18 protein-coding genes, 1 tRNA gene and 1 pseudogene are annotated in these 25,472 nt (G+C 73.8%); 3 read left to right on the top strand and 17 right to left on the bottom strand.

From position 1 onward, the window contains the following. Window positions 1-2 precede the first annotated feature (2 nt). The 3 genes from SRB5_RS13165 to SRB5_RS13175 are packed head-to-tail and all read right to left on the bottom strand — an operon-like array spanning window position 3 to window position 3,485. Window positions 3-1,115 carry a 3-dehydroquinate synthase II family protein gene (locus SRB5_RS13165; protein ID WP_153452109.1) on the bottom strand — a complete coding sequence of 371 codons (1,113 nt, stop codon included), beginning with the start codon at window positions 1,113-1,115 and terminating at the stop codon, window positions 3-5. After that, window positions 1,087-1,929: a 2-amino-3,7-dideoxy-D-threo-hept-6-ulosonate synthase gene (locus SRB5_RS13170; protein WP_153452110.1), complete on the bottom strand. Its 843-nt coding sequence runs from the start codon at window positions 1,927-1,929 to the stop codon at window positions 1,087-1,089. The genes SRB5_RS13165 and SRB5_RS13170 overlap by 29 nt, the downstream gene beginning before the upstream one ends. After that, window positions 1,926-3,485, bottom strand: a complete 1,560-nt coding sequence (locus SRB5_RS13175; protein WP_153452112.1) for a class I adenylate-forming enzyme family protein — start codon at window positions 3,483-3,485, stop codon at window positions 1,926-1,928. Before SRB5_RS13175 ends, SRB5_RS13170 begins: the two co-directional genes overlap by 4 nt. Window positions 3,486-3,665: 180 nt before the next feature. On the opposite strand from SRB5_RS13175, the gene SRB5_RS13180 reads away from it, so the two are divergent. Next, window positions 3,666-5,174, top strand: coding sequence for a SagB/ThcOx family dehydrogenase (locus SRB5_RS13180; protein WP_153452114.1), 1,509 nt, complete (start codon window positions 3,666-3,668; stop codon window positions 5,172-5,174). 63 nt (window positions 5,175-5,237) lie between these two features. Here SRB5_RS13180 and SRB5_RS13185 read toward each other — a convergent pair whose 3' ends face one another. The 7 genes from SRB5_RS13185 to SRB5_RS13215 are packed head-to-tail and all read right to left on the bottom strand — an operon-like array spanning window position 5,238 to window position 16,199. After that, entirely contained in the window at window positions 5,238-6,413 is a 1,176-nt protein-coding gene (locus SRB5_RS13185) for an FAD-dependent monooxygenase (RefSeq protein WP_323377853.1), read from the bottom strand. After that, a complete protein-coding gene (locus tag SRB5_RS13190) occupies window positions 6,410-7,321 on the bottom strand; it encodes a thiopeptide-type bacteriocin biosynthesis protein (protein WP_153452116.1) in 912 nt (303 codons plus the stop codon). Before SRB5_RS13190 ends, SRB5_RS13185 begins: the two co-directional genes overlap by 4 nt. 37 nt (window positions 7,322-7,358) lie before the next feature. Next, window positions 7,359-8,876 (bottom strand): hypothetical protein, encoded by a 1,518-nt coding sequence (locus SRB5_RS13195; protein WP_153452117.1) that lies wholly within the window; start codon window positions 8,874-8,876, stop codon window positions 7,359-7,361. 7 nt (window positions 8,877-8,883) lie between these two features. After that, a complete protein-coding gene (locus SRB5_RS13200; RefSeq protein ID WP_153452119.1) occupies window positions 8,884-10,794 on the bottom strand; it encodes a TOMM precursor leader peptide-binding protein in 1,911 nt (636 codons plus the stop codon). Next, window positions 10,784-12,481, bottom strand: a complete 1,698-nt coding sequence (locus SRB5_RS13205; protein WP_323377854.1) for a hypothetical protein — start codon at window positions 12,479-12,481, stop codon at window positions 10,784-10,786. Before SRB5_RS13205 ends, SRB5_RS13200 begins: the two co-directional genes overlap by 11 nt. Further along, the gene (locus tag SRB5_RS13210; protein WP_153452121.1) at window positions 12,478-15,069 is read right to left on the bottom strand and encodes a lantibiotic dehydratase; all 2,592 of its coding nucleotides are present in this window, start codon (window positions 15,067-15,069) and stop codon (window positions 12,478-12,480) included. Before SRB5_RS13210 ends, SRB5_RS13205 begins: the two co-directional genes overlap by 4 nt. Further along, window positions 15,066-16,199 (bottom strand): hypothetical protein, encoded by a 1,134-nt coding sequence (locus SRB5_RS13215; protein ID WP_228390022.1) that lies wholly within the window; start codon window positions 16,197-16,199, stop codon window positions 15,066-15,068. The genes SRB5_RS13210 and SRB5_RS13215 overlap by 4 nt, the downstream gene beginning before the upstream one ends. 194 nt (window positions 16,200-16,393) lie before the next feature. Between SRB5_RS13215 and SRB5_RS13220 the strand changes: the two genes are divergently transcribed. Further along, window positions 16,394-16,933, top strand: a complete 540-nt coding sequence (locus SRB5_RS13220) for a DUF7010 family protein (protein WP_153452122.1) — start codon at window positions 16,394-16,396, stop codon at window positions 16,931-16,933. Window positions 16,934-17,079: 146 nt separating this feature from the next. Next, on the top strand, window positions 17,080-18,393 hold the full coding sequence (locus SRB5_RS13225; RefSeq protein WP_153452124.1) for a DUF5685 family protein: 1,314 nt from the start codon (window positions 17,080-17,082) through the stop codon (window positions 18,391-18,393). 131 nt (window positions 18,394-18,524) lie between these two features. Here SRB5_RS13225 and SRB5_RS13230 read toward each other — a convergent pair. From SRB5_RS13230 to SRB5_RS13260, 7 genes and pseudogenes are all read right to left on the bottom strand, one after another. Beyond that, a tRNA-Leu gene (locus SRB5_RS13230) sits at window positions 18,525-18,609 on the bottom strand. A gap of 152 nt (window positions 18,610-18,761) precedes the next feature. Then, window positions 18,762-19,397 (bottom strand): annotated as a pseudogene (locus SRB5_RS13235) (ThuA domain-containing protein); the annotation flags it as partial. Window positions 19,398-19,451: 54 nt separating this feature from the next. Beyond that, on the bottom strand, window positions 19,452-20,456 hold the full coding sequence (locus SRB5_RS13240) for a sugar phosphate isomerase/epimerase family protein (protein ID WP_153452127.1): 1,005 nt from the start codon (window positions 20,454-20,456) through the stop codon (window positions 19,452-19,454). 13 nt (window positions 20,457-20,469) lie between these two features. After that, the gene (locus tag SRB5_RS13245; protein ID WP_153452129.1) at window positions 20,470-21,651 is read right to left on the bottom strand and encodes a Gfo/Idh/MocA family protein; all 1,182 of its coding nucleotides are present in this window, start codon (window positions 21,649-21,651) and stop codon (window positions 20,470-20,472) included. 64 nt (window positions 21,652-21,715) lie between these two features. Further along, the gene (locus tag SRB5_RS13250; protein WP_153452131.1) at window positions 21,716-22,762 is read right to left on the bottom strand and encodes a substrate-binding domain-containing protein; all 1,047 of its coding nucleotides are present in this window, start codon (window positions 22,760-22,762) and stop codon (window positions 21,716-21,718) included. A 68-nt stretch (window positions 22,763-22,830) separates the two neighbouring features. Continuing rightward, window positions 22,831-23,859 carry an ABC transporter permease gene (locus tag SRB5_RS13255; RefSeq protein ID WP_323377856.1) on the bottom strand — a complete coding sequence of 343 codons (1,029 nt, stop codon included), beginning with the start codon at window positions 23,857-23,859 and terminating at the stop codon, window positions 22,831-22,833. Then, window positions 23,859-25,403: a sugar ABC transporter ATP-binding protein gene (locus SRB5_RS13260; RefSeq protein ID WP_153452132.1), complete on the bottom strand. Its 1,545-nt coding sequence runs from the start codon at window positions 25,401-25,403 to the stop codon at window positions 23,859-23,861. The genes SRB5_RS13255 and SRB5_RS13260 overlap by 1 nt, the downstream gene beginning before the upstream one ends. Window positions 25,404-25,472: the final 69 nt, after the last annotated feature.

The raw sequence follows: 25,472 nt of genomic DNA on the forward strand, positions 1-25,472 counted from the left end.
GGCTACTGCTCGAGACAGAACTCGCCGATCGGATAGCCGACATGACGGTCGGCGGTCGGCAGATAGCCCAGGACCTTGTCCCCGGGCCTCAGTTCGGTGCTGTTGAGCACGGTCCCGCCCGGCCCGAGAACCCGCACGTGCCAGTCGTCCTGCAGGATCAGATTGACCGTCCGGCCGTTCGGGGCCACCGCGTCGATCGAGATGAGCGGCCGGGACTCGATCTTCACCCGGCCGACGCCGACGAGCCGGGTGCGTCCCTTGATGTCCACCGCCAGTACCTTCGCGCCCGAGCGCAGCTCGCTGAGGTACTGGGTACGCCCCGCTCCGGCCAGCGTGTACGAGTGGATCGCGCCGGCGTTCACCCGGAACGGCCGGGTCGGCATGTACGGCAGCGGATGGGTCTCGCTCACGCACAGCATCATGCCCTTGGAGTGGGACCCGACCAGGATGCCCTCGTCCTGGCCGAGGTAGGCGCAGGTGTCGACGCAGGCGCGCTCTCCCATGCCGATGTGCGTGCTGCCGGTCACCTCCAGTTCGACGAGCGTGAGCTCGCCGCCCCCGCCGAGCGCAGCCCGGCGCAGCGCCGTGGCGTCGCCGACCGCGCGAGCCGGCATCAGCACGCCGTCGGAGCCGAGTTCCAGCACGCCGAAGATGATCTCGGCCTCCTCCACGCCCGAGGCAAGGGTCACGATCGTGCCGTCCGCGCCGGCCGCCGCGGCGATGACGATCTCCAGCGGGATCTTCGTCGGATCGCGGAAGTCCAGCACGCTCCACCGCTCGGTGCGCGCGGACCGGCAGGCCTCCTCCAGGGTGTCCGCGTCGACGATCTCGACGAACCGGCCGAACTCGACGCCGGGGTACGCCGCCGTCAGCTCGGCGCGCGCCGCCGTCGGGCCCGGCAGGACCACGATGTCGGCCGCGCCGAAGTCCACACCGTCGCCGGGTTCCCCGCGGAACACGAGCACCTTGCGCACCGTGGGGGGCAGGCCCGCTAGGGTCGCCGGGTCGTCCGTGACGAGGCCGTCGACGCGCTGGTGCACGGCCTCCTCGACGACGGCGCCGGTGGCCGGGCCGGCCGTACGGATATCAAGCCAGCACAGCTTTTCGTCGGTCATCGTGCCGTCCTCCGATCAGGTCATCAAGGTCATCACCGGGGAACCGGTGCACCAGCCGGGCGACCTTCCCGGCCAGTTGCCCCGGGTCGGCGGACTGGAAGATGTTGCGGCCCATCGCGACACCGGCGGCCCCGCCGGCCAGCGCGTCCCCGACGAACCCGAGCACGGTGTCCTCGCCGGCCCCGGCCGGGCCGCCGGCGACGAGGACGGGAACCGGACTGGCCGAGGTGATGTCGAGCATCTCGGCCGACGAGCCGGTGAACACCGTCTTGACGAGGTCGGCGCCGAGATCGGCCGCGATCGTCACGGCGTGCGCGACGAGGGCCGGGTCGCGCGGGTCGGCGATGCCGGGCCCGCGCGGGTACACCATGGCCATCAGCGGCAGGTTCCACCGGTCGCAGGCGTCGGCGACGCGGCCCAGGTCGGCGATCTGCCGGCGTTCACCGGCCGATCCGAGGTTGACGTGCACGCTGACCGCGTCCGCGCCCATCCGTACCGCGTCCTCGACACCCGTCACCAGGTACTTGGCGTCGGGGTCGGGAGCCTGCGCGGTACTCGCGTTGAGGTGGACGATCAGTGACATCCGGGCGAACCGCTCCACGGAGATGTGCCGCAGACTGCCCTTGTGCACCACGATCGCGTCCACACCGGCCGCCGCCAGCTGGCCGGCGAGCGCGTCGATCGAGCTGCCGCGCGGCACGATCGGTCCGTCGCTGACGGAATGGTCCAGCGGCGTCACCATGAGGCCCGTCGGGGCATGGTGGTAGAGCCGGCGCATACGCAGCGAACGGGCGAAATGGCTGTGGGCGTTCATCTGGCTCCTTTCATGGACACTTCGGCGTTCGCGTCGGCGGCCCGGATCGCGCGCAGGTCGGGCTTGCCGGAGTCGAGGAGCGGAAGCCGCTCCCATACCGTGATCGCCGAGGGGACGTGGATCGCCGACAGCGCCTGCGCGACGTGGGCGGCGAGGACCGTGCGGTCGCAGTGCGCCCCGGCGTTCGGCTCCACGGCGGCGTGTACCCGCTCGACGTAGTCGTCGTCGCGGACGCCGTACACCGTCGCGTTGTGCACCGCCGGGTGGGCGATCAGCACCCGCTCGATCTCGGCCGGGTAGATCTTCAGGCCGGCGCTCTTGACGATGTGGCCGACCCGGCCGGTCAGCCTGAGATAGCCGTGCCGGTCCCACCGGGCGAGGTCACCGGTCCGCAGCCAGCCGTCCCGCGGCGACTCGCCGGCACCGAGGTAGCCGGCCGTCACGGTGGGCGACCTGACGTACACCTCGCCGATCGCGCCGCGCGGCACCTCGCCGCCGCCGTCCGGGTCACGCAGTACGACATCCACCCACGGGAACGGGCGTCCGACCGTGCCGAGGAGTTCGGGTTCCCGGTGGTCGAGCGGCGTCAGGCAGGTGATGCCGCCGGCCTCGGTCGTCCCGTACACCTGGATCAGCCGGTCCCCGAAGATCTCCACGGCCGCGGCGATCCGGGCCGGTGCCGCCGGGGTGGCGCTGTAGACCAGCTGCCTCAGCGACGAGAGGTCCGCCCGTGCCGCCGCGGGGTGTTCCAGCAGCCGGTAGAGGTGCGGCACCCCCAGATAGACGTCGGTGACCCGCAGTTCGGCGATGTCGCGCAGCACGGCGCCGGCGTCGAAGGTCTCGTGCAGCACGACCGTGCCGCCGCCGGCGAGGACGGCGTCGACCAGTGGCGCGCCGGCGTGGCTGAGCGGGGTGACCGACAGCAGCGTGGCCGGCCGGTCCGGGTCGAGGCCGGCGACGAGCCGGTCGACGTGCGTCTGCCGGGTGCCGAACAACTGGCGCACCATCTTGGGCCGGTTGGTGCTGCCGCTGGTGAAGTCGATCAGCGCGAGCGCGTCGCGGTCGTACGGGGCGGGCTCCGGCACCGGGTCGCCGTCACGGCCCAGCCCGGTCCGTCCGTCCAGGACCGTGACCCCGGGCACCGCCTCCGCCAGCAGTCGGCCCCGCGCGGCGTTGTCCCCGTCCACCACGAGAGTCCGCGCGCCGGTCGCGCGCAGCACCTCGGCCTGGATATCGGCGGGCAGCGACTCCGCGTCCGAGCGGGGGTTCATCGACCGGATGTGCACGACGGGCGCTCCGAGCAGGTGTGCCGCGTACCGCACGGTCAGCATCATCGGATGGCTCGGCACGGTGAGGATCGCCACCATACGGCCGGCGGCGACACCGGCGCGGCGCAGCGCCGCCGCGGCGTCCGTCACCGATGCGGCGAACTCACCCGCCGTCACCGCCCGGCCGTCGCGGCGCAGGGCCACCGCACCGGGGCGGCCGGCCGCCGTGTGCAGGATCCGGTGCACATAGTGCTCCGGGTGATCCGTGCCAGGGTGTCCAGCGGACATCGTCACCCCCTTCACCTCGTACGACAGCGAAGATCTCTGACAGCACTGTGCGGTCCGGGAGTTAACGTGTACAGGCGGTGGGCACATCGCGCTGACAATCGTCACCGCACCGCACACAATGGTCATCGATCAGCTCGCGGGGCTGGTCCGGGCACAACGGCGGGACGGACCATCGGCGGCATGCCTACGCAATCGCCTGCCGCCGGCGCCGTCGCCTTCCGCGACAGCGTCCGGGTGGAATTCGACGGTGACCACGCCGATCTGGTCGGCCCGGCCGGAGCGATCCGGCTGCGCCCGGTCCGCGACGGTCTGCGTGGTGTGCTGAGCCGGCTGACCGAACAGCCCACGCCGGTGGCCGATCTGCTCGCCCCGCTGCCGCCGGCGGAGCGTACCTCGGTGGCCTCGTTCCTCGGCCGGGCCGGGCATCTGCTCACGTGGAGCATCACGGCCGGCGGCCGGGAACTGGCCCGGGTCGAGCCGACGGCACGCGGTGTGGCCCCCCGGGCGGGCGACGTGCCGTCCGGCGTTCCGCTGCGGTTGTCGCGCTTCGCGTTCTGCCGTTCCCGCGACGGCGCGCTGGTGCTGGAGTCCCCGCTGACCGCCGTCCGGATCGTCCTGGTCCACCGGGCCGCCCGCGATCTGGTCGCCGCGCTCGGCACCGCACGGACCGTACCGGAACTCACCGGCGCGGACGGTCACTCTGCGGACGACGTCACCGCGCTGCTCGGCCACCTGATCGGGCTCGATCTCCTCGAGGCGGCCGGACCGGACGGCCGGTTCCGCTCCGACGCCGATCCCACCCTGCGGCAGTGGGACTTCCATGACCTGCTGTTCCACTCCCGGATCCGGTCGGGGCGCTATGACGACCCGTTCGGCGCGGTGTATCCGTACACCGGGCAGATCGAACCGCGACCGGCCGTGAAGGAGCCCCCGTCCGGCCCGGCCGTGCCGCTCTACCGGCCCGCGCTCGACGAACTGCTGGCCCGCGACCCGGCGCTCACCGTCGCCCTCGAGGGCCGGCGGTCGGTGCGGGAGTACGACGACGAGCCGATGACCGCGGACCAGCTCGGCGAGTTCCTCTACCGGGTGGGCCGGGTCCGCGCCCGTCACGTCCCGGGGGACGGGGGCGGCGACGAGGTCGCGGCCCGGCCCTACCCCACGGGCGGTGCCGCCTACGACCTCGAGCTGTACGTGTCGGTCCGCCGCTGCGCCGGACTGGCCGCGGGCATCTACTACTACGACCCCGTCGCCCACCGTCTGGTGCTCGTCAACGACGACGAGGCCGACCGGCATGCCATGTTCACCGTGGCCTCCCGGTCCACCGGCCTGCCGAACCGGCCGGACGTGCTGTTCACCGTCACCTCGCGGTTCCAGCGCCTGTCCTGGAAGTACCGGGCCATCGCGTACGCCACCACGCTGCGCCACACCGGCGTGCTGTACCAGACGATGTACCTCGTCGCCGCGGCGATGGGCCTGGCCCCGTGCGGTCTGGGCAACGGCGACGCCGACCTGGCCGCACGGGTCCTGGGGCTGGACTATCTGCGCGAGTCCTCGGTCGGCGACTTCATGCTCGGCAGCCTGCGGGCCCCCGGTGACACCACACCGCCGCCCGACGACACCTGGCACATGGCCAACAGCCCCGAGTGGGCTCTCGCGGCCAGCGCGAAACTCCCGAAGCCCACCTGGTGACGTACCCCCGCGGCCCGCTGCCCCAGCGGCGCGGGCCGCGGGCGGGCCGGCTCCAGGGGGTCCCTACGCCGGGACCCGCACCACGCCGGCCCGGTGGCCGTACAGCCAGGCCCGGTCGTCGAGCCCCGGCGTACGGCCGAGCGCGGCGTCGCGGGCGCGCCGGCCGGGGCCGTCGGGCAGGTGCAGCGCGGCGGCGTGTTCGCGGGCCCGCCGCTGGATCGCCGTGGTGCGCGGTGAGCGTGCCGCCTCGTAGCAGGTGAGCGCGGCGGGGACATCGCCGCCGCACATCACCAGGGCGGCGGCCAGTTCCACCGCGTCCTCCACGGCCTGGTTGGCGCCCTGGGCCAGAAACGGCAGCATCGGATGGGCGGCGTCGCCGAGTACGGTGACCCGGCCGGTGGCCCAGCGCGCCAGCGGTTCACGGTCCTGCAGCGCCCACACCCGGACCGTGTCCGCCGCTCCGAGGAGGTCCGGCACCAGACCCCGCCAGCCGGTGAACGCGGCACGCAGGCCGCCCGGTTCGGCGACGGGGTCCGCGGGCGGCGCGTCCAGCGGCAGTATCGCGGCGAAGCCGACCAGCCCGCCGCCGGCCACCGGATAGCTCACCAGATGCCGGCCCGGCCCCATCCACACGCGCACGACGGGTTCGCGCGCGGCCCGCGGCAGCCGTTCCGCCGGGACCAGCGCACGATACGCGCCGAACCCGGCGAACACCGGCGCGTCGTCGGCCAGCGACCCACGGACCACCGAACGGATGCCGTCGGCACCCACCACGAGGTCGGCCCAGCGGTCCGAGCCGTCGGCGAACACGACGCGGGCGCCCTCGCCGTGATCCTCGACACCGACCACGCGGTGTCCCAGCCGCAGCGGGGCCCGCCCGGCCGCCGCGCGCAGGGCGGCGTGCAGGTGCCGGCGGTGCATCCCGTAGCACGGTGCGGCGAACCGGCGTTCGCAGTCGTCCCCGAGCTCCGTCCGGGCGATCGGCTCGTCCCGCCGGCCGCGTACCTCGCTCGCCGCGAACCGTACGCCGTGTTCGCGCAGCGCCGGGCCGAGGCCCAGCCGCAGCAGCGGGCGCACGGCGTTCGGGGCGAGCTGCAGCCCGGCGCCGGCCTCGGTGAGCCGTTCGGCCCGCTCGTAGACCTCGCACGGAATGCCGAGGCGGGTGAGCACGGCGGCCAGGGTGAGACCGCCGATGCCCGCGCCGACCACCAGGACCCGGGGCCGGGCGGGCGCCGTCACGAGGGGACCGCGCCCGGCAGTGACCCGGCGAGCCAGGCGTAGGTGCGCAGTTCCTCCGCCATGCCCAGGCCGAGCCGGTTGTGGATCATGTGGACGTGCGAGGACACGATCCGGCCCGGGTGCGGACCGCCGCCGCGGCGCGCCGCACGCGCGAGCTCCAGGAGCGCGGTGTGCCACCCGGCGAACGCGCCGTGTGCGGCGGGATCCACCCGGGCCCCGGCACCGGCCTCCGCGGCCGGGCGGCACAGCTGCTCGAGATACCCGGCCGGGAAGCCGTTGTCGAGGGCCGCGTCGCGCCACGCGGCCAGCCCGCGCGCGTAGAAGTCGGCCTGGGCGGCCGTATCACCCAGGGCGGCGGCGGCGGACATCGTGGCGCGCAGCGCTACCGCCGCCCGTTTGCCGGAGCCGGTCAGGCGGGGCAGCATGCCGGCCACGAGCTCGCTGGACAGCTGGAACAGCCGTTCGGTGCGCGGCATCAGGAGTTCGCCGCCGTAGCGCTCGTACTCGGGTTCGTAGCGGGCCCGGTGGACGCCCGGGGCGAGCAGCTCGGCGACCTCCCGGTCGGTTCCACGCCGGTCGGCCGCGAGCCGCGCCGCGCCGGCCCGGTAGTCGGCCTCGGACACCGGGCGTTCCTCGCCGGTGAGTTCGCCGACCGCCTCCAAGCGCTTGCGCAGGGTGTTCTCGACGAATTCGAACATCGACTCGTCGAGGTCGCCGATACGCAGCCGCACGTGCGGTCCGGCCTGCCAGTAGCGGATGAAGAACCACGGCCGGTCGCCGACGGCGGCGACGAGCGGCGCCACCACGTCGGTGACCACGCGGTCGGCGAGCGTCCGGGCGTCCGACGCCAGGTGCAGGTGCCACGGGCTCCACACGGTGGCGGCCACCGTCGGCAGGGGTCCGGTCATCCGGTCCTCCTCGTGTTCGTCGGGATTACGTCGGGACTCACAGCCGCAGGTCCAGGAGCGTCGCACCGGACGGCCGGGGCGAGCCGACGACCACCGAGAGCACGATCATGTCGTCCGGGTCCAGGCCGAGAATTCGCTGTGTGGGGATCTCCCGGTAGGCACGCACCGGCCGGGCGAACAGCCCGGCGGACGCGGCGGCGAGGCACAGCCCGTGCGCGGCCCAGCCGGTCACGTACTGGGACGCGGTCCACCCCGCGGGGCCGAGCCGGGCCGTCAGGTCCCGCGGCCGGACGCTCAGATACCAGATCATGGACGCGTGGCGCAGCGCGCAGCCGTTCCCGGGGGTCAGCGGGTAGCCGTACTCCGCCTCCAGCTTCGCCGGCGCCCCCGGGTCCGCGGACACGAGGACGGCCTCGCCGTCGCGCACCCGGTGGACACCGTCGGCGTACCCGTCGACGTCCTGGACCACGACCGTCGTGGTGACCCCGGCGAACGCGGCGGCCAGCGGATCGCCGGGCGGCGGGACGAGCAGCCAGCGCAGCGCGTCGGTGAGCGCCTCGGCCGGCACCCGGCGGCGGCGGCCGGTCATGCCGTGCATGCCGCGGGGCATCCGGCCGGAGTTGCGGCGCCACAACAGCTCCGCCCAGGACGGCGCGCCGGGCGGGACGAGGGCACCGTCCGGCGCACCCGGTCCCAGCGGCGCGGCCGGCCCGGTGAAGGCCTGCGCCCGGTTGACCCGCACCAGATCCGCGAGAGCCACGTCCTCGGGGTCCACCGCGTCCCCCGCCGGTTCGGCGGACGGGGCGGTGCCGGCCGGCCGCCCGTCCCCCATCCGGACGGTCAGCGGCAGCGACCACTCCCCCGGCGCGAGTCCGAGCGAGGCCAGCAGCCCGCCGGCGCCGGTGTCCGGCAGGGCCAGCCGCCCCTCCAGCCCGAAGAGGTCGAGCCCGAGGGCCAGCGCCCGCAGCGCGATGCCGAGTTCGAGGTTGACGAGCGATCCGCGGAACCACTGGTAGGACCGGGGAATGGCGGTGTACCGCCCGGCCAGTACGAGATCGGCCGCCCCGTCCGGCCGCCCGGCGCCCGCGAGTTCGACCGTGGTGTGCCGGCCGGGATCGAGCAGCCGCCACCGGTCGCCGGCGCCGGCGAACACCGACACCGGGAACAGGCAGCGCGGCGAGGCGTACCCGCGGTGGTCGTTGAAGGGGTTGTCGGGTTCGCGCCGGTGCACGCCGAACGAGGCGACCAGCGCGTGCCACAGCCGGTCCGCCCCGGCGGGCCCGCCGGTGATCCGGCCGTACGGGTACGGGGCGCGCTCCAGCAGGTCCACGGTGCCGACCGGCAGCGCCGCGGCCTTCCCGTCCCGGACGGACGCCGGTGGCGGCGGCGGCACGTGCGCCTCGGGCGGCGGTGTCGGGTCCCCGGCCCAGGACGGCGGCCGGGGGTCGTCGTCACCGGTGCCGTACGCGTGCCACAGCGGCTCGCGGGCGATCGTGTTGTCGCCGTCCGGCCCCGGCAGGTCGACCGGGGCGCGACGCCGGAATGTCGCCGTCATGGTGTCCTCACGGGAAGGGGTGCGGGTCGAGGGGGAGCGCCCGGCCGGCCCCGGGCGTGCCGGCCAGCGCCGCGGTGAGCCTCGGCAGACCGGCCAGCCGCTGCTGCGCCTGGCCGAAGCACATCGGCACGATGCCGGGCACCACGGCCTTCACCACGGCGATGCCGTTGTCGGCGTGCTCCCGGGTGGTCTGGTCGACCAGGACGATCCGCGGCATCCCCGCGTCGGCGAACCGGGCGGCCATCCAGTCGAGGGCCCCGCGGACGTCACCGCCGCCCGCCTCGCGCAGGGTGCCGGGCCAGTCGGGGAACGCCTCGGCGAGGGTCAGCGTCGGGCCGCCGAGCGCGGCGGTGGCCCGGGGCAGCGCCTCCGGGAGCGTGTAGAGATGGACGTGGTCCTCGAGTTCCTCCACCCGCCACGGGTCGGCGAGCATCGGTTCGACGTCGGCGCGCTCCCAGTCGACCGGGTTCGTGACGAGCTGGGCGACCTCCTGCAGGGCGCTGCGAATCGCGCTGCCCGGTTCGGCGCCCGATCCGGCCGAGGTGAACGTGGCCGGGAAACCGCCGGTGCGGTGCACGGCGAGCACCCAGACCACGGGCAGCGGGATGTCCCGGGTCGCGACCAGCAGGTGTACGTCGTACCCGCGGGACTCGATCAGCTCGATGAGCGCGCTCGCCGCCGGGTCGGTGACCGACTCCGTGGTGATGGCCGGCAGCGGCGCCGCCCGGTGCCAGGCGGTCAGGAAGGCGTCTCGTTCGGCCAGTTCGAACAGTGAGTGCAGCGCCGCCTCCTCGAAGCTGCCGCCGGCGGCGCAGCCGCTCGACGACTCGTGGAAGTAGTGTCGGTGGTGGCGGGTGCCGGCCGTCCGCGCGGCCCGCCGGGCCATCCGGAAGTTGTACTCGTACTGGTAGAAACCGATGTCGGCGGGCACCAGGAGCGGCTCGCCGCCCGAGAGCTCGTGACCCCACACCCAGTCCATCGGGGTCGACGCGTCGAACGGCGTGACCCGGCACGTCGGATGGGCCAGCTGCTCGTCCGTGTACCGGCCGAGGGTGCCCGGGTCGACGGCGTGGCCGGCGATCGCGGCGTACGGCAGGCCGGTGAGCACCGGCGCGTCGAACGGGAAGCCGCCGAGGCGCTCGTACGCCTCGAGGATCGCCACCGCCTGGGAGTCGGCGAACCGCACGGCCCGGCCGTGGCCCATCGCCGGGGCGTCCGGAACGACCGCCATGTTCATCGCGAACGGGGTGCGCGACTCGCGCATGAGGGCGCGCACCGGACCGAACCGGGGGTCGACGAGACGGTCGCGCAGCCAGTCGGGCGTGCCCAGCCGGGCACCGGCCGCACCTCTGGCGGGGTTCCCCGGCGCGGCCGGGCGGGAGCGCAGCGTCAGCGGCTCGGGCCGGCGGGCCGGGTCGTGACGGTCCGGTTTCGCGCCGCACAGCGGGCAGTGCACGCTGCGCGGCACCCGGTGCCGGCGGCTCGAGTCCCCGCCGACCGCGTACAGTTCGCCGGGGCCGAGCGGGTGGTCGGCCAGGTACGCGAGGGCGGCGGCGAACACGTCCGCCAGCATCGCCCGGTGGGTGCGGGCCGCCGTGCGCGCCCGGGCCGGATCGTCGGTCAGCGGGTGGTCGCGGATGATCCGGTCGCGCGTCTCGGCGCAGCCCGCGCAGCCGGCGTCGCCGTCCGGGACCCAGCGGGGGCCGATGACGACCTCGTCGTACTCGATCCGGACGGACAGGTGCTCGCGGCCCTCGGCCGCGCTGCTCTCCCACATGGCCCGTTCCCAGACCGGGTCCCAGCCCCGGTTGAGGGTCACCACGGCGCCGGACGGCGTCCGCGCGCCGGCGAGCGCCCGGGCCCACGGGGTGCCGTCCAGCGCCGGGCCGAGGCGCGGTCGGTCGAGGTCAGTCTCCATCGGCGGGCTCCCGCGTCGTCGGGGCGGACTCGACCGGGCCGGACCACAGCGGCAGTTCGCCGAGGACCGGGTCGGCCCCGGTCCGCCGGCCCCGGTGTCCGGCGGGGTACGCGGCACACACCTGGCGGCGCAGGGCGGTGAGCGTCCCGGCGGGGGCGGCGGACAGGGCGTCGGTATTCAGCGCCGGGACCCGGTCCCGCGCCCCGGTCACGGATCTCGTCTGCGCCCGGGCCAGTGCCGTGCCGAGCGCGTACCGGACCGCGGTGTCCGCGTCCGGACCCCACGCCTGGGCGGCCTCCGCGGCGCCGTCGGCCGGCTCGACCCGGGCGAGCAGCCAGTCGACGCCGGGCACGGACCGCAGCTGCACGGTGTGCCGTCCCGGCTCGAGACGCTCGAGCTCGCGCAGGTACCGCCGGGCCTCGGGACCGAGCGCGTCGGCGGGCTCCGTACGCAGCGGCCGGGTGTGCCCGGCGAGCAGTCGCAGCGTGCCGTCGAGCAGCCACGCCTCCTCGGTGAGGCCGGCGGCTCCGACGGCGCCCGCCGTGCCGCCGGAGCCGTCGCCGGCCGCACGGCGCAGCACCGTCAGCACGGCCGCCACGGTGGCCGAGCGCTGGTCGGTGCCCCACCCGGCCACCGGGCCGGCCACTCCGGAGCGGGCCTCGGCCTCCCGCAGGGCCAGGGGCATCTGCGGCAGCGTCTCGCCGGGGAGGGGCTCCATCAGCCCGGTCCATCGCGGGGTGAGCGCACCGGCCAGTTCCAGCGCGTCGTCCGGGGCGGGGGTCGCCTCCGGCGGGGCGTCGGCGAGCCGCCGCCAGGCACCCGTCCCGGCCGGCGCCGGCGGGCGTACGGTCAGCCGGTCGGCGTTCAGGTCCGGGCCGTGGACGACGTGGGCCTCGCCGTCGCCGGCGACGTCGGTCACCGTCTCGAACAGCAACTGCGCGGCGAGCGCGCCCGCCAGGGCGTCGGCGACGGGGCGGGGCGGTCCGGCCGCACCCCCGGCGCCGGCCCACGCGAGCGCCCGGGAGCGCAGCGCCGTCCAGGCGCGCAGACCGGCGGCGTCGCGCACGACCGGCCCGGCGAGCAGCACCCGGTCGTCGAGCAGCACCGGCACGACGGTCACCGCCCGGTCGCCCGCCGCCGGCGGCGGGAGCTCACCGTCGGCACCGACACACCAGAGCACCACGTCGGCGTCGGTGCCGGCCGGGACGTCCCGGCCGCCGTCCCCGTCGAGGACGACGACCCGGCCCGCACCCGCCCGGTGCAGCCCCCGGGCGGCCGGCTTGACCGCCTCGGGCGGACCGGCCAGCGCCACGGTCACCGCGCGCAGCCGGGCGAACGCGGCGTACGGGTCGGCGCCGACGGACTCGAGCAGCGCCAGCGACTCCGCGTACCGCTCGCGGACATCGGGCGGCGGTTCCGGCGCCGTCAGCCGCTCGGCCTCCAGGAGCAGGCCGTTCTCCCGCAGGCCGGCGGCCACATGGCGGACCGCCGGCCGGGCCCGCTCCGAGCCGAGCGCGGCCACCAGTTCGTCCTCGGTGGCCCCGTCCTCGAGCAGCGGCACGCACACGTCGGCCACGGTGAACAGCAGGTCCGAACCCCGCATCACGAACTGGGACCGGGCCCCGGCGAAGTAGACCCCGCCGGCCACGGGAGCGTAGTGCAGCCCGGGCCTCGCCTTGATCCTCACGACAGCTCCCCTCCGTACTCGAACCGCCCGCCGGGCCGCCGCTCGACCTCGACCACCCACTCGGTCGCGTACGTGCCGTCGGCCACCGCGGGGAGCGCCTCCTCCAGGTACTCCACGCCCCCGTCCCCGGCCCCGTCCTCGCCCCGGCGCGCCAGCATCCGGGGCAGCACCCGCACGCCCAGGGCGCTCGTCAGATCGACGTACTGCGGCTTCTGCCGCAGCCGCCGGGCATGCGCGTCGGGCGGGCCGACCGCTCCCGGCCCCTCCTCCTGCGGCGGAGTCTTGACCACGACCTCCTCCGGTACGCCGTGCCGCTGCCGCCACGCGGTCAGCGCGAGCAGCCGGTCCGGCTCGCCCGGGCTCGCGACCGCCCCGGCGAACTCCGAGCCGCCGTACCAGCGGCGCCGCGACATCACCACGTCGCCGACCACCGTGCGCGGGCACACGCGGGTGTCCTTCCCGTCCCAGGGGTTCGCCGTGTGCCAGCTGCCCGGCAGGCTGTTGAACAGCCGGCCGCTGATCACCAGCCCGGCCGCGACCGACAACGGCGGCGGGAACAGGCCCGGATGCCCGGTGCCCAGCGGCAGCACCCGGGACGGACGGCCGTCGGCGTCCTCGACGTGGATCGTGTCGGTGTCCGGATCGTGCGCGAGGCGCAGGGCGAACCAGTCGGCGGGGCGCAGCCCGTCGGGCAGGACCGGCGGATGGGCGTTGACGTTGAGCCGGTGCAGCCCGAGGTCCTCGAACACACGGCTGCCGTCCCACCCGTACTGCGCCTCGAGCCGGCGGGCCACATGGGAGACGGCCGAACCGCCCAGCCGGCGGTCCGCGTCCAGGAACCGGGCGTAGAGCATGCCGTAGCCGGGCAGGCCATCGTTGCAGATCAGCCGGTCGCCGGCGGACTGGACGAGTACGCCGTAGCTGAGCCGGTCGCGCCGGAAGCGCTCGGGCAGCGCCGCGACGAGCTCCACGGCCTCATCCGCCCGCAGGGCCAGCTCCGGCTCGCCGGCCCCCGCGGCACGGGTCAGGCCGGCCCCGATCTCCTCGGTCACCGAGCGGCGCAGCGCGTACAGCCGTTCCAGGCAGTCGCCGGCCGGTCCGACGCCGTCGAGCAGCCCCGAGCCCGGGCCGGCGCGGAACGCCGCGTCCAGCACCGCCGTCCGCCGCATCACCTCGCCGACGAGCGCCCCGGCATGCTCGACCAGCGGAACGTTGGCGCCGGGACCGAACCGGTCGACGAACGAGGCGGTCAGCACCGCCCGTACGTCGTGCATCCAGTCGAAGACCGACAGCAGCTCCACACCGGCCGACAGGTCACCGAGCCGCCGGTGCCACGACCCGGTGGCCACCGGCTGCGGCGGGATCACGTAGTCCTCGACCACCATGACGTGCCCGGGACGCCCCGCCAGCCTGCTCGTCTCGGCGAGGGCGGCGGAGATCGCGGCCGTCTCCCGGCCCCGTTCGTCGGGCGGCGCCGTGGCCATCCTCGACAACCGGGCCCGGACGTCGGCCAGCTGACCGGCGGCCGGGGTACCCGGGTGGGTGAGCATGTGATCGAGCGGGGCGTTGCCGTCCTCGGGTTCGTGGTACGTGCACAGCAGACCCTGGCGTATCGCGCCGGCGACCGTCCCCGCGGCCTCCTCGGGGGTGCAGCCCAGCGCGGCCGCCAGGTCCCCGGCGACGTCGCGGATGTGACGCGGGCCCATGACGACCGCGTCGAGCAGCAGCGCGACCCGCCCGGCCACCGGCGCGGCGAGCCGGCGGAACCCGGTGTCGGTCCGCTGCAGGAAGAACAGCTTGCCGCCCTCGAGCGCCGAGGTGGGCGACAGGCCGACCCACACGTCGTCGCCCGGGGGGTACAACCCGCCGACCACGTAACCGAGCATGACGCGGTCCAGGGTGGGGAACGAGACCGCGTCGGAGAACCGCACGTCCTGCGGGGGCGGGCCGGCCGGGTCGGGGACACAGAGGCCGACGGCGGTGAACCGGGACAGCGGGCTGGTCCGCACCATCGCGCGGGTCACGAACTGCAACAGGCCGCGCTCCGACTTACGGGCGCTCGCCGGAACCGGGCGGCCGGACCCCGCCAGGGTCCGGTAGCGCTCCGCGTCGGCGTAGAGGTCCGGCGCGGTCGTCGCGAGCGCGCCGCGCAGGTTCTCGTCGCCGAGCAGCCCGGCCAGCGTGGCCCGCTCCCGCTCGGCCGCTTCCTCGTACCCCGCGGCGATGCCGTCCCGCAGACGCTGCCGCTCGTCGCGGGCGGCCAGCCACCGGGCGACCGAGGGGACCGGTACGTCGGAGGTCTTCGGTGCCCGGTCGTTGTGGATGACCCGGCGCAGGTCGACCAGCCGCCGGCGGGCGTCCTTGTCGGTGGTCGCACCGATCAGCCCGTACAGTTCGTCCTCGCACGCGCGGGCCGCGCCGCGCACCGCCCCCTCGGCATCGTGGAGCCCGCCGAGCAGCGCGCGCAGCCCGGGATCGCTGAGCCGCGTGCGGCAAAGCGGGTTGATCCGCAGGTACCACAGGGGTTCCGCCGCCGCGGGGGCGTCCGGCCCGGTCGCGGCGGCGGTGTGTTCGGTAACGGCCGTCATCGCACGTCACCACGCTGCCGGGAGAGACGGTTCTGCCACGACTCGCCGAGCACGTCGTCGACGAGTTCGGAGATCGCGTAGCACATGTAGTAGCGCTGCATCGGTGACACGGTGAGCAGCGGGAGCTGCTGGTAGAAGAGGTTGACGAGGAGCCGGTAGGACGCGAACCACTTCGGGGGATCGGCGATGACGCCGGACTCGTCGACGACGCGGTGGAACGCGCTGTCCGGACTGTCCCCGGTCGGCACGGCCTCGGGCGCGCCGGGTGGTCCCATCGCGGAGCGGTCCTGCGACGCGGTGATCGAGTCCAGCAGCTCCAGGCTGAGCGTGCCGTCGGCCACGCTGCTGTCCAGCGCACCGGCGCAGTAGGCGAACGCGGTCCGCCAGGCAGCCGCGGCCGGACTGGGCCGGTCGCCGAGACGCTCCTCGACCACGGGCCGCAGCCGTGCCGACTCCGCCGCCAGCCGCTTCGCGAACGCGGGCCGGGCGTCGGCGGTCGGCTTCGCCCAGGCGAAGAACGCCTCGGCGTGCGAGCGCAGCGAGAAGACCCCGTATCCCGCACCGAGGACATGGGTGTCGGCCAGCGCCGTAAACGCCTCGGCGAGGCGGACCGCCGGGTCCTCCCGACGGCCGGCCAGATCGTCGATCGCCCGCAGAAGGGGTCCGGACATGACGTTCGACGCGATGTCACGGAGCCGGTCCAGACGCGGCTCGGCGGACACCAGGTCGTCCGCGGTGAGGAACCGCACCGCACCGTGCTCGCGCATCGGCAGATACGGCGGCGGCACGGCCTCCAGCCGGCCGAACTCACGGGCCTGCGCCAGGTACTTCTCGTCGGACAGCGCGGTCGACGGATCGAGTACGCCGGCGTCCAGCCGATCCGCGATCCGCCGCCACCCCTCTTCGCTCTGCCGGGAGCCGCGCGCGACGATGTCCACGTGCGTGCCGTGCAGCCAGCCCCGGCGGAGATAGACGATCGGGACACCGTCGTCCTGCATCGACCTGGCGACCGGCACCACGCTCCGGGACAGCCACGACAGGGTCAGCGGTGCCCGGGTGTACAGGCGAACGCCTGCCACCTGGGCCGAGTCCAGGACGGCCCGCTCCCGCGTCGGCGCATCCGCGCCCATGTCCGCACCACCTTCCGGGACGAGGTGATCCGTGATCACCGATGGGTTCGACACTCGGCATTGTGTGCCGGTCCACCAGCCGCAAGCAGCGTGGATACGACGGACGTTGACAACTGTCACGAAGGTCGTGACATAGCGGACGCCGTCGTTCCACCCGGGGATCCACCCCGGCGCCATCGGCTAGTCTCCACCTGATGGAAATCGTCGCGAGCGAGGAACTCAGCCGGACCCTGCGCCGCCGGGGCGCACTCATCCTGGCCGTCGCCGGCCTGGTCTGGGTATCGATCGGCACGGCCTCGTCGGGCGTCGGCCGTGCGGTGACCGCGGGCACCGCGATCACGGTGACCGTCACCGCGGTCCTGCTCGCCCTGCGGTCGAGCGCGCGACCGGTGACACGGCGCCGGCTGCCGGCGGACTGGCTCCGCCGGATCGGCGTGGTCAACCTCGTGCAACTGGCCGCGATCGCCGCGACCGTGACCGTACTGCTGCTGACCGGCCGGGGTGCGCTCCTGCCCTCGGCGATCGGTCTGATCGTCGGCCTGCACTTCGTCCCGCTGGGCCGGCTGTTCGGCCAGTGGCAGTACCGGTGGGCCGGGATCCTGATGTCACTGACCGTGCTCGCCGCGATCGTCGTCCACGCCACCGGACACCACACCCTGTCGGCGAACATCGTGGCCATCGGCTCGGCACTCGTCCTGTGGGGGACGTCGATCCATGTCGCGATCGGCGACTGAGCCGTGCCGGAGCTGCGACCAGCCCTCTAGCATGTCGTCCGCGGGGGTGACGGGCGGTTTCGCCGCCTGCGTGGGTGTGCCTGGAGTGGCGCGTCACCCGCCGCGTCGCATTGTGTGCCGGCAGTTCTGGTTACGGGGGGACTTCGTTGTTCGGAATCATCAGGCCGTGCCGCCATCGGCTGGGCGAGGGGCTGCGGACCGAGTGGATGGCGCATCTGTGCGGACTGTGTCTGGCGTTGCGCGGCGAGCACGGGCAGCTCGCGCGGGTGGCGACCAACTACGACGGCCTGATCGTCTCGGTGCTGACCGAGGCGCAGTCGGAGCGGGCCGGCGGGTGGCGGCGCGGTGCCGGGCCGTGCCCGCTGCGGGGGATGCGGTCGGCGGATGTGGCGCAGGGCGAGGGGGCGCGGCTGGCCGCGACGGTGTCGCTGGTGCTGGCCGCGGCGAAGGTACGCGATCACGTGTCCGACGGCGACGGATTGCTGGGTCGCCGCCCGGTGTCGATCGCGGCGCGCCGGATTGCCCGGGGCTGGGACCGGGCGGGCGCCGCGAGCGGTGAGCGCCTCGGTTTCGACACGGCGGTGCTGCTCGACGCGGTCGCGCGCCAACCGGAGATCGAGCGGCTGGCCGGGCCCGGAGACTCGCTGCTGACCATCACGGAACCCACGGAGACGGCGACCGCCGCCGCGTTCGCGCACACGGCGATACTCGCCGGCCGCCCGGGGAACGCCGAGCCGCTGGACGAAGCGGGCCGTCTCTTCGGCCGGCTGGCACATCTGCTCGACGCGGTGGAGGATCTGGACGCGGACAAGGCGACCGGGGCGTGGAACCCGATCACGGTGACCGGTAGCGATCTCACCGAGGTACGGCGGCTCTGCGACGACGCGGTGTACGGGATCCGCCTCGCCCTGTCCCATGCCGAGTTCACCGACGGGCGGCTGGTACGGGCGCTGCTGGGCGACGAGTTGGACCGCGCGGTCGACCGCGTCTTCAGCCCCTGCCACCACCAGCACCACCGTCAGGGACCGCGACTGCGCCTGCTGCCCCGGCCGGGAATCCGCACAACGGCGGAACCACTCCCGACGCCCGGCACCACCACGGAGTGCGGCATCGGCACGCTCACCCCGCAGGGCGCCCCGGCGATGTCACGGCACCCCGTGGACGGGCAGTGCCGGCGGTGCGGCCGCTGGGGCCCGCTGTGCCGCGACTGCGGGTACTGCACCAGCTGCTGCACCTGCGGCGACGACGGCGCGGACGTGGGGGAACCGTGGCAGGGCGGCGACTCCCGCCAGGACGGAGCCGGCCGCGACGGATCCGGCGGCGACGGCTGGTCGGGCGGCCCGGGCGGGGGCGGCCGAGGATCCGGCGGCTCAGGCAATTCCGGCGGCGGCTCGGGGGACGGCTGCTGCGACGGCGGGGGCTGCTGCAACCCCTGCAAATGCTGCGATTGCTGCGACTGACCGGGAGTGCACCCGGCCCCGGAAGAACCCGGCGGCCGGGCATCCCGGGCACCGCCGTATACCGGCCGGGCCTCCCCCGAACGACAAACGCGGACCGTGATCTTTCGATCACAGCCCGCGCGCTGAAAATGTGTCCGAGGGGGGACTTGAACCCCCACGCCCGATAATGGGCACTAGCACCTCAAGCTAGCGCGTCTGCCATTCCGCCACCCGGACCGGTGGTCTGCCGCAGGCTCGGCCCGCGGTGACGTGAACAACGATACCAAGGTTTTGGAGTGCCTTTCACCTTCGTTTGTCGTCACTCTGCGTGTATGGGCAGGCGCGTTTCGCGTGGTCAGGCGTGGGGGTCCGGGTCAGCGGTCCATGTGGGTCGCGTAGCTGATGCCGCCCAGGAGGTGGGTGCGGAAGGCGGGGTCCGCGTAGGACTCCGCCGTGTGGCCCAGGCCCGTGTAGAAGGAGCGGCCGCCGGTCGAGTCGTGGCACCAGGCGATGGGGTGGTCCTGGCCCATGGTGGCGCCCGTGTACGTGGTCTCGTCCACCGTGGCCAGGACGTGGACGTTCGGGCGGGGGTTCGTGCGGTAGTCGTACCACTCGTCCGTGCGGTGCCAGAGTTCGGGGAGGTGGGCCGTGGATGGGTGGGTGTCGTCCTCGATGTGGACCGTGGCCGGCTGGATCGACGGGTGGGACTTGAAGTGTGCGCCCGTCAGGGCGGCGTAGAAGGGCCAGTCGTATTCCGTGTCGGCCGCCGCATGCACACCTACGTAGCCGCCGCCGGCCGTGATGTAGGCCTCGAACGCTTCCTTCTGGGCTGCGTCCAGGACCTCGCCCGTCGTGGACAGGAACACCACCGCGGCGTAGCGGGCGAGGTTCGAGGGTGAGAACGCCGTGGCGTCCTCCGTGGCGTCGGCACCGAAGCCGTGTGCGGCGCCCAGGTCGCGGATGGCTGCGATGCCGTCGGGGATGGAGTCGTGGCGGTAGCCGGTTGTCTTGGAGAAGACCAGTACGTTCATGGATTCGGGCTCCCCGGGTGGAAGGCGGTCGTCACGGGCCGTACGGGATCAGTCACCGCCTCCGAACGCCGCGTCGAACGAGGCCTGCGGGGGTTCGAAATCCAGCTTCCGCAGTTTCCGCAGGGCCTCGGGAGCGCCCTGGAGGCGGTCCATCCCCGCGTCCTCCCACTCCACGGAGATCGGGCCCTCGTAGCCGATCGAGCGCAGCATCCGGAAGCAGTCCTCCCACGGTACGTCCCCGTGACCCGCGGAAACGAAGTCCCAGCCGCGGCGTGGGTCGCCCCAGGGGAGGTGGGAGCCGAGGCGGCCGTTGCGGCCGTCGAGGCGTTTGCGGGCCTCCTTGCAGTCGACGTGGTAGATGCGGTCCTTGAAGTCCCAGAGGAAGCCGACCGGGTCGAGGTCCTGCCAGACGAAGTGCGAGGGGTCGAAGTTGAGGCCGAACGCGGGGCGGTGGCCGATGGCCTCCATCGCGCGGTGGGTGGTCCAGTAGTCGTACGCGATCTCGCTGGGGTGCACCTCGTGGGCGAAGCGCACGCCCTCCGCGTCGAAGACGTCCAGGATCGGGTTCCAGCGGGCGGCGAAGTCCTCGTAGCCGCGCTCGATCATCTCCGGCGGTACGGGCGGGAACATCGCGACCAGATGCCAGATGGACGAGCCGGTGAAGCCGATGACCGTGTCCACGCCGAAGGCGGCCGCGGCGCGGGCGGTGTCCTTCATCTCCTGGGCCGCCCGCTGCCGGACTCCCTCGGCTTCGCCGTCGCCCCAGATGCGGGCGGGGAGGATGCCGCGGTGGCGTTCGTCGATGGGGTTGTCGCAGACGGCCTGGCCGACGAGGTGGTTGGAGATGGCCCAGCATTTCAGGCCGTACTTCTCCAGCAGCTCGTGGCGGCCCTCGATGTAGCCGGGTTCGGTCAGGGCCCGGTCGACCTCGAAGTGGTCGCCCCAGCAGGCGAGCTCCAGGCCGTCGTAGCCGAAGTCGCGGGCGTGGCGGGCCACGTCCTCCAGGGGCAGGTCGGCCCACTGTCCGGTGAAGAGGGTGAAGTTACGGGACATGCGTGCACGCTCCTCAGGCGACGGGGGTGAAGGCGGAGTTCTTCGCGGCGCTCTCCTCGACGGCCGCCAGGACCCGCTGGACCTGCAGTCCGTCGGCGAAGGACGGGGAGGGCTGTTCGCCGGCGGCCACGGCGTGCACCAGGTCGCGTGCCTGGTGGACGAAGGTGTGCTCGTAGCCGAGGCCGTGGCCGGGCGGCCACCAGGCGTCGAGGTAGGGGTGTTCGGGTTCGGTGACCAGGATGCGGCGGAAGCCGGCGGTGACGGCGGGTTCGGTGTGGTCGTGGAAGGACAGTTCGTTGAGGCGCTCGAGGTCGAAGGCGAGGGAGCCGCGGGCGCCGTTGAGTTCGATGGACAGGGCGTTCTTACGGCCCGACGCGAACCGGCTGGCCTCGAACGACGCCACCGCCCCCGACCCGAAGCGCCCGGTGAACAGCGCCGCGTCGTCGACGGTGACCGCCCCGCGCCCGGTGCCTCCGGACGCGGCGAGGCCGGCGGAGGCGGCGGGCAGGGGGCGCTCCCTGACGAACGTCTCCGTCAGCGCGGACACCCCGGTCAGGGGCTCCCCCGCGAGATGCTGGGCCAGGTCCACGATGTGCGCGCCGAGGTCGCCGAGCGCCCCGGAGCCGGCGTGTTCCTTCCGCAGCCGCCAGACCAGGGGGAAGTCCGGGTCGGTGATCCAGTCCTGCAGATACGTCACCCGTACGTGCCGCAGCGTGCCCAGGCGGCCCTCGGCGATCAGCTGCCGCGCGTACGCCAGGGCGGGGACCCGGCGGTAGTTGAAGCCGACCATCGCGAGCCGGCCGCGGGACGCCGCCGCACGGGCCGCGGCCACCATCGCCTCGGCCTCGGCGACGGTGTTGGCCAGAGGTTTCTCGCACAGGACGTGTTTGCCGGCCTCCAGGGCGGCGATCGCGATCTCGGCGTGGCTGTCGCCGGGGGTGCAGATGTCGACGAGCTGGACGTCGTCGCGGGCGATCAGGGCGCGCCAGTCGGTCTCCGCGGCGGCCCAGCCGAGGCGGGCGGCCGCGGCGGTCACCCGCTCCTGGTCGCGGCCGCAGACGGCGGCCATGCGTACCCGCAGCGGCAGGTCGAAGACGCGGCCGGCGGTGCGCCAGGCCTGGGAGTGGGCCGCGCCCATGAACGCGTAACCGATCATGCCGACACCGAGCTCGGGCGCCGGTTCTTCGTTCGACATAGATCTCCTTGCTGTCCGTGGTGCCGGGCCTGAGGGGGGCCGGGCGGTCGGCCCCCGGGCCCGTCTACTTGAAGCCGGTGGGCATGTACTGGTCGACGTTGGTCTTGTCGACCACCGCCGAGAACAGCGTCAGGGACGCCGGGATCTCGAACTCGGCCAGTCCGCCGACGCCCTTGCCCTGGCCGAGCGCGCGGGCCAGGTCGATGGCGGAGGCGGCCATGGTGGGCGGGTAGAGGACGGTGGCCTTCAGCACGCTGTTGTCGGCCTTGATGTTGTCCATGGCGTTCTTGGAGCCGGCGCCGCCGACCATCAGGAAGCCCTCGCGGCCGGCCTGCTTGATGGCCTGGAGCGCGCCGTCGCCCTGGTCGTCGTCGTGGTTCCACAGGGCGTCGAACTTCGGCTGCGCCTGCAGCAGGTCGGTCATCTTGCGCTGGCCGGACTCGACGGTGAACTCGGCGGCCTGGCGGGCGACCTTCTTGATGTTCGGGTAGTTCTTCAGCCCGTCGTCGAAGCCCTGGGTGCGCTGGCGGGTGAGTTCGAGGTTGTCGATGCCGGCGAGCTCGACGACGGTGGCGTTCGCCTTGTCCTTGAGGGCCTCGCCGATGTAGCGGGCGGCGTTGAGGCCCATGCCGTAGTTGTCGCCGCCGATCCAGGTGCGGTAGGCCTGCGGGGAGTCGAAGATACGGTCCAGGTTGATCACGGGGATGCCGGCCTGCATGGCTTTGAGGCCCGCCTGGGTCATGGCCTTGCCGTCGGCGGGGAGGATGACCAGGACGTCGACCTTCTTGTCGATGAGGGTCTGGATCTGGCCGTCCTGCGCGGCGGCGTCGTTGGAGCCCTCGGTGATCTCCAGCTTGACGTCCTTGTACGTGCCGGCGCGCTTGCGGGCGTTGTCGTTGATGGCGTTGAGCCAGCCGTGGTCGGCCTGCGGGCCGGCGAAGCCGATGGTGACCTGCTTGCCGGGCTTCTCGTCGGAGACCTGGGCCTGGGTGTCCGGCTCGGGGTCGTCGTTGTTCTCGTTGCTGGTGCAGGAGGTCAGCAGGGCTGTGGCGGAGACCGCGGCGGCTCCGAAGAGCATGTTTCTGCGGCTGGGCAGGGAGCTTTGGGACATGGCGGGTCGGCCCTTCCGTGCGGCGGGAGTTGCGTGCGGGGTACGTACGGATGAATCGGGCGCCGGGGTCAGGTCTCGGCCGCGGTGCGCGAGGTGCGGTTCTGGATCACCACGGCGGCGACGATGATGGCGCCCTTGGCGATCTGCTGGACGTCGCTCTGCAGGTTGTTGAGGGAGAAGATGTTGGTGATGGTGGTGAAGACCAGCACGCCCAGGACGGAGCCGACGATGGTGCCGCGGCCGCCGCTGAGCAGGGTGCCGCCGATGATCGCGGCGGCGATGGCGTCGAGTTCGTACAGGTTGCCGTTGGTGTTCTGGCCGGAGCCGGTGAAGACGGTGAGCATGAAGGCGGCGATGCCGCAGCACAGGCCGGAGATGACGTACAGGTAGAGGCGCTGGCGGCGGACGTCGATGCCGGCCAGTCGGGCGGCCTCGGGGTTGCCGCCGACGGCGACGGTGCGGCGGCCGAAGCTGGTGCGGTTCAGCACCAGCCAGCCGAGGATCGCGATCCCCGCGAAGATCATCACCAGCGGCGGGATGCCCAGGACGCGGGCGTCGGGCAGGCCGAGGTCGGTGACGGCGGCGTTCTCGACCGTGACGCGCTGGGTCTTGCCGTCGCTGATCCACACCGCCATACCGCGGGCGGAGGCGAGCATGGCGAGGGTGGCGATGAACGGGACGAGGCCCTCGTACGCGATGAGCAGCCCGTTGATCAGCCCGCAGCCCACCGCGACCAGCAGCCCCGTGACGAGGATGCCCCAGAAGCCGTACTCCTGGGTGGCGACGGTGGTGGCCCACACGGAGGACAGGGCGACGATGGCACCGACGGACAGGTCGATGCCGCCGCCGATGATCACCAGGGTCATGCCGACGGCCACGACGCCGACGATGGAGGACTGGGTGAGGATGTTGCGCAGGTTGTTCACGCGCAGGAACGTGTCCGGCTCGGTGTAGCCGCCGACGGCGACGAGGATGCCGAGGACGAGGACCAGGGCCAGGACGCGTTTGTCGGCGCGCTCCCACAGGGTCGCGACGGTGCCGGACGGCTTGCGGGCGTCCGTCTTGCCGACCGCTCGGGCCGGGGGTGAGCTCAGCACTACTCGGTTTCCTTCCCTGAGCGGTCCTGCGCGCCTGAGGCGACGACCAGGTCGAGGACGTCGTGTTCGGTGAGGTCGCGGCCGGGTGCGGTGTGGACGACGTGGCCCTCGCGCAGCACCAGCACGCGGTCGGCGAGGCCGAGGACCTCGGGGATGTCGCTGGAGACCAGGACGACGGCCACGCCGGAGTCGGCGAGGTCGCGGATCACGGCGTAGAGCTCGGCGCGGGCGCCGATGTCGACGCCGCGGGTGGGCTCGTCGAGCAGCAGCACCCGGCATTCGCGCAGCAGCCAGCGGGCCAGGACGGCCTTTTGCTGGTTGCCGCCGGACAGGGTGCGGATGGGGACGTCGGGGTTGTCGGGGTGCAGGGACAGCCGTCGTACGACCTCGCGGGTGGCGCGGCGTTCGGCGCCGTGGTCCATCCAGCCGGCGCGGGAGAAGCGGCGCAGGGAGGACACGGAGACGTTGTTGGTCACCGATTCGCGCATGAGGAGGGCCTGCGACTTGCGTTCCTCGGGCGCGAGTCCGATGCCGGCGGCGACGGCGGCGCGGGTCGATCCGGTACGCAGCGGCCTGCCGTCGACCCAGACCCGGCCGGCGGTGGGGCGGCGGGCGCCGAAGACGGTCTCCAGCACCTCGGAGCGGCCGGAGCCGACGAGGCCGGCCAGCCCGACGATCTCCCCGGCGCGCACCTCGAGGTCGAGGGGGGCGAACTCGCCGCGGCGGGCGAGGCCTTCGACCCGCAGGACCGGGGGGTGGTCGGCCGATGGCTGGGTGGGCGGGCGGTCGGGGAAGACGTACTCGACGTTGCGGCCCGTCATCAGGGAGACGATCTCGGAGGTCGGGGTGGTGCGGGCGGGCAGGCCGCGGGCCACGGCGCGGCCGTCCTTCAGGACGGTGACGCGGTCGCCGATCCGGCGGATCTCCTCGAGGCGGTGGGAGATGTAGATGACGGCGACGCCCTGGGCGGTGAGGTCGCGGACGATACGGAAGAGGTTGTCGACCTCGTCGGGGTCCAGGGCGGCGGACGGTTCGTCCATCACGATGAGCTTGACGTCGTGGGACAGGGCGCGGGCCATCGACACGATCTGCTGGCCGGCGGCGGACAGGGTGCCGACGATACGGCCGGGCGGGATCTCCGGGTGGCCGAGGCGGCGCAGCAGGTCGGCGGTCGCGGTGCGGGCGGTGCGGCGGCGCAGCCAGCCCCGGGTGGTCGGCTCGTGGCCGAGGAAGACGTTCTCCGTGACGGACAGGTGACTGACGAGGTCGAGTTCCTGGTAGATGGTGGCGACGCCGATGCGCATCGCGGCGACCGGGGACTTCAGCGCGGTGGGGGCGCCCTGCCAGAGGATGTCGCCGCCGTCGGGCTGGTGGACGCCGGCCAGCACCTTGATCAGGGTGGATTTGCCCGCGCCGTTCTGTCCGAGCAGGCAGTGCACTTCGCCGGCCCGGACGTCGAGGTCGACGCCGTCGAGGGCGCGGACGCCGGGGAACACCTTGGTGATGCCGGACATCGTGAGCAGCGGGGGCGCGGGTGCGGCCATACGGGATCTCCTGGGTGCGGGCAGGGTGGATCGCGGTACGGGGTGGCGCTGTTCCTCTTGCGGGGTTTC

The sequence above is a fragment of the Streptomyces smaragdinus genome (assembly GCF_009604385.1).
GTDB classification, from domain to species: Bacteria; Actinomycetota; Actinomycetes; order Streptomycetales; family Streptomycetaceae; genus Streptomyces; species Streptomyces smaragdinus.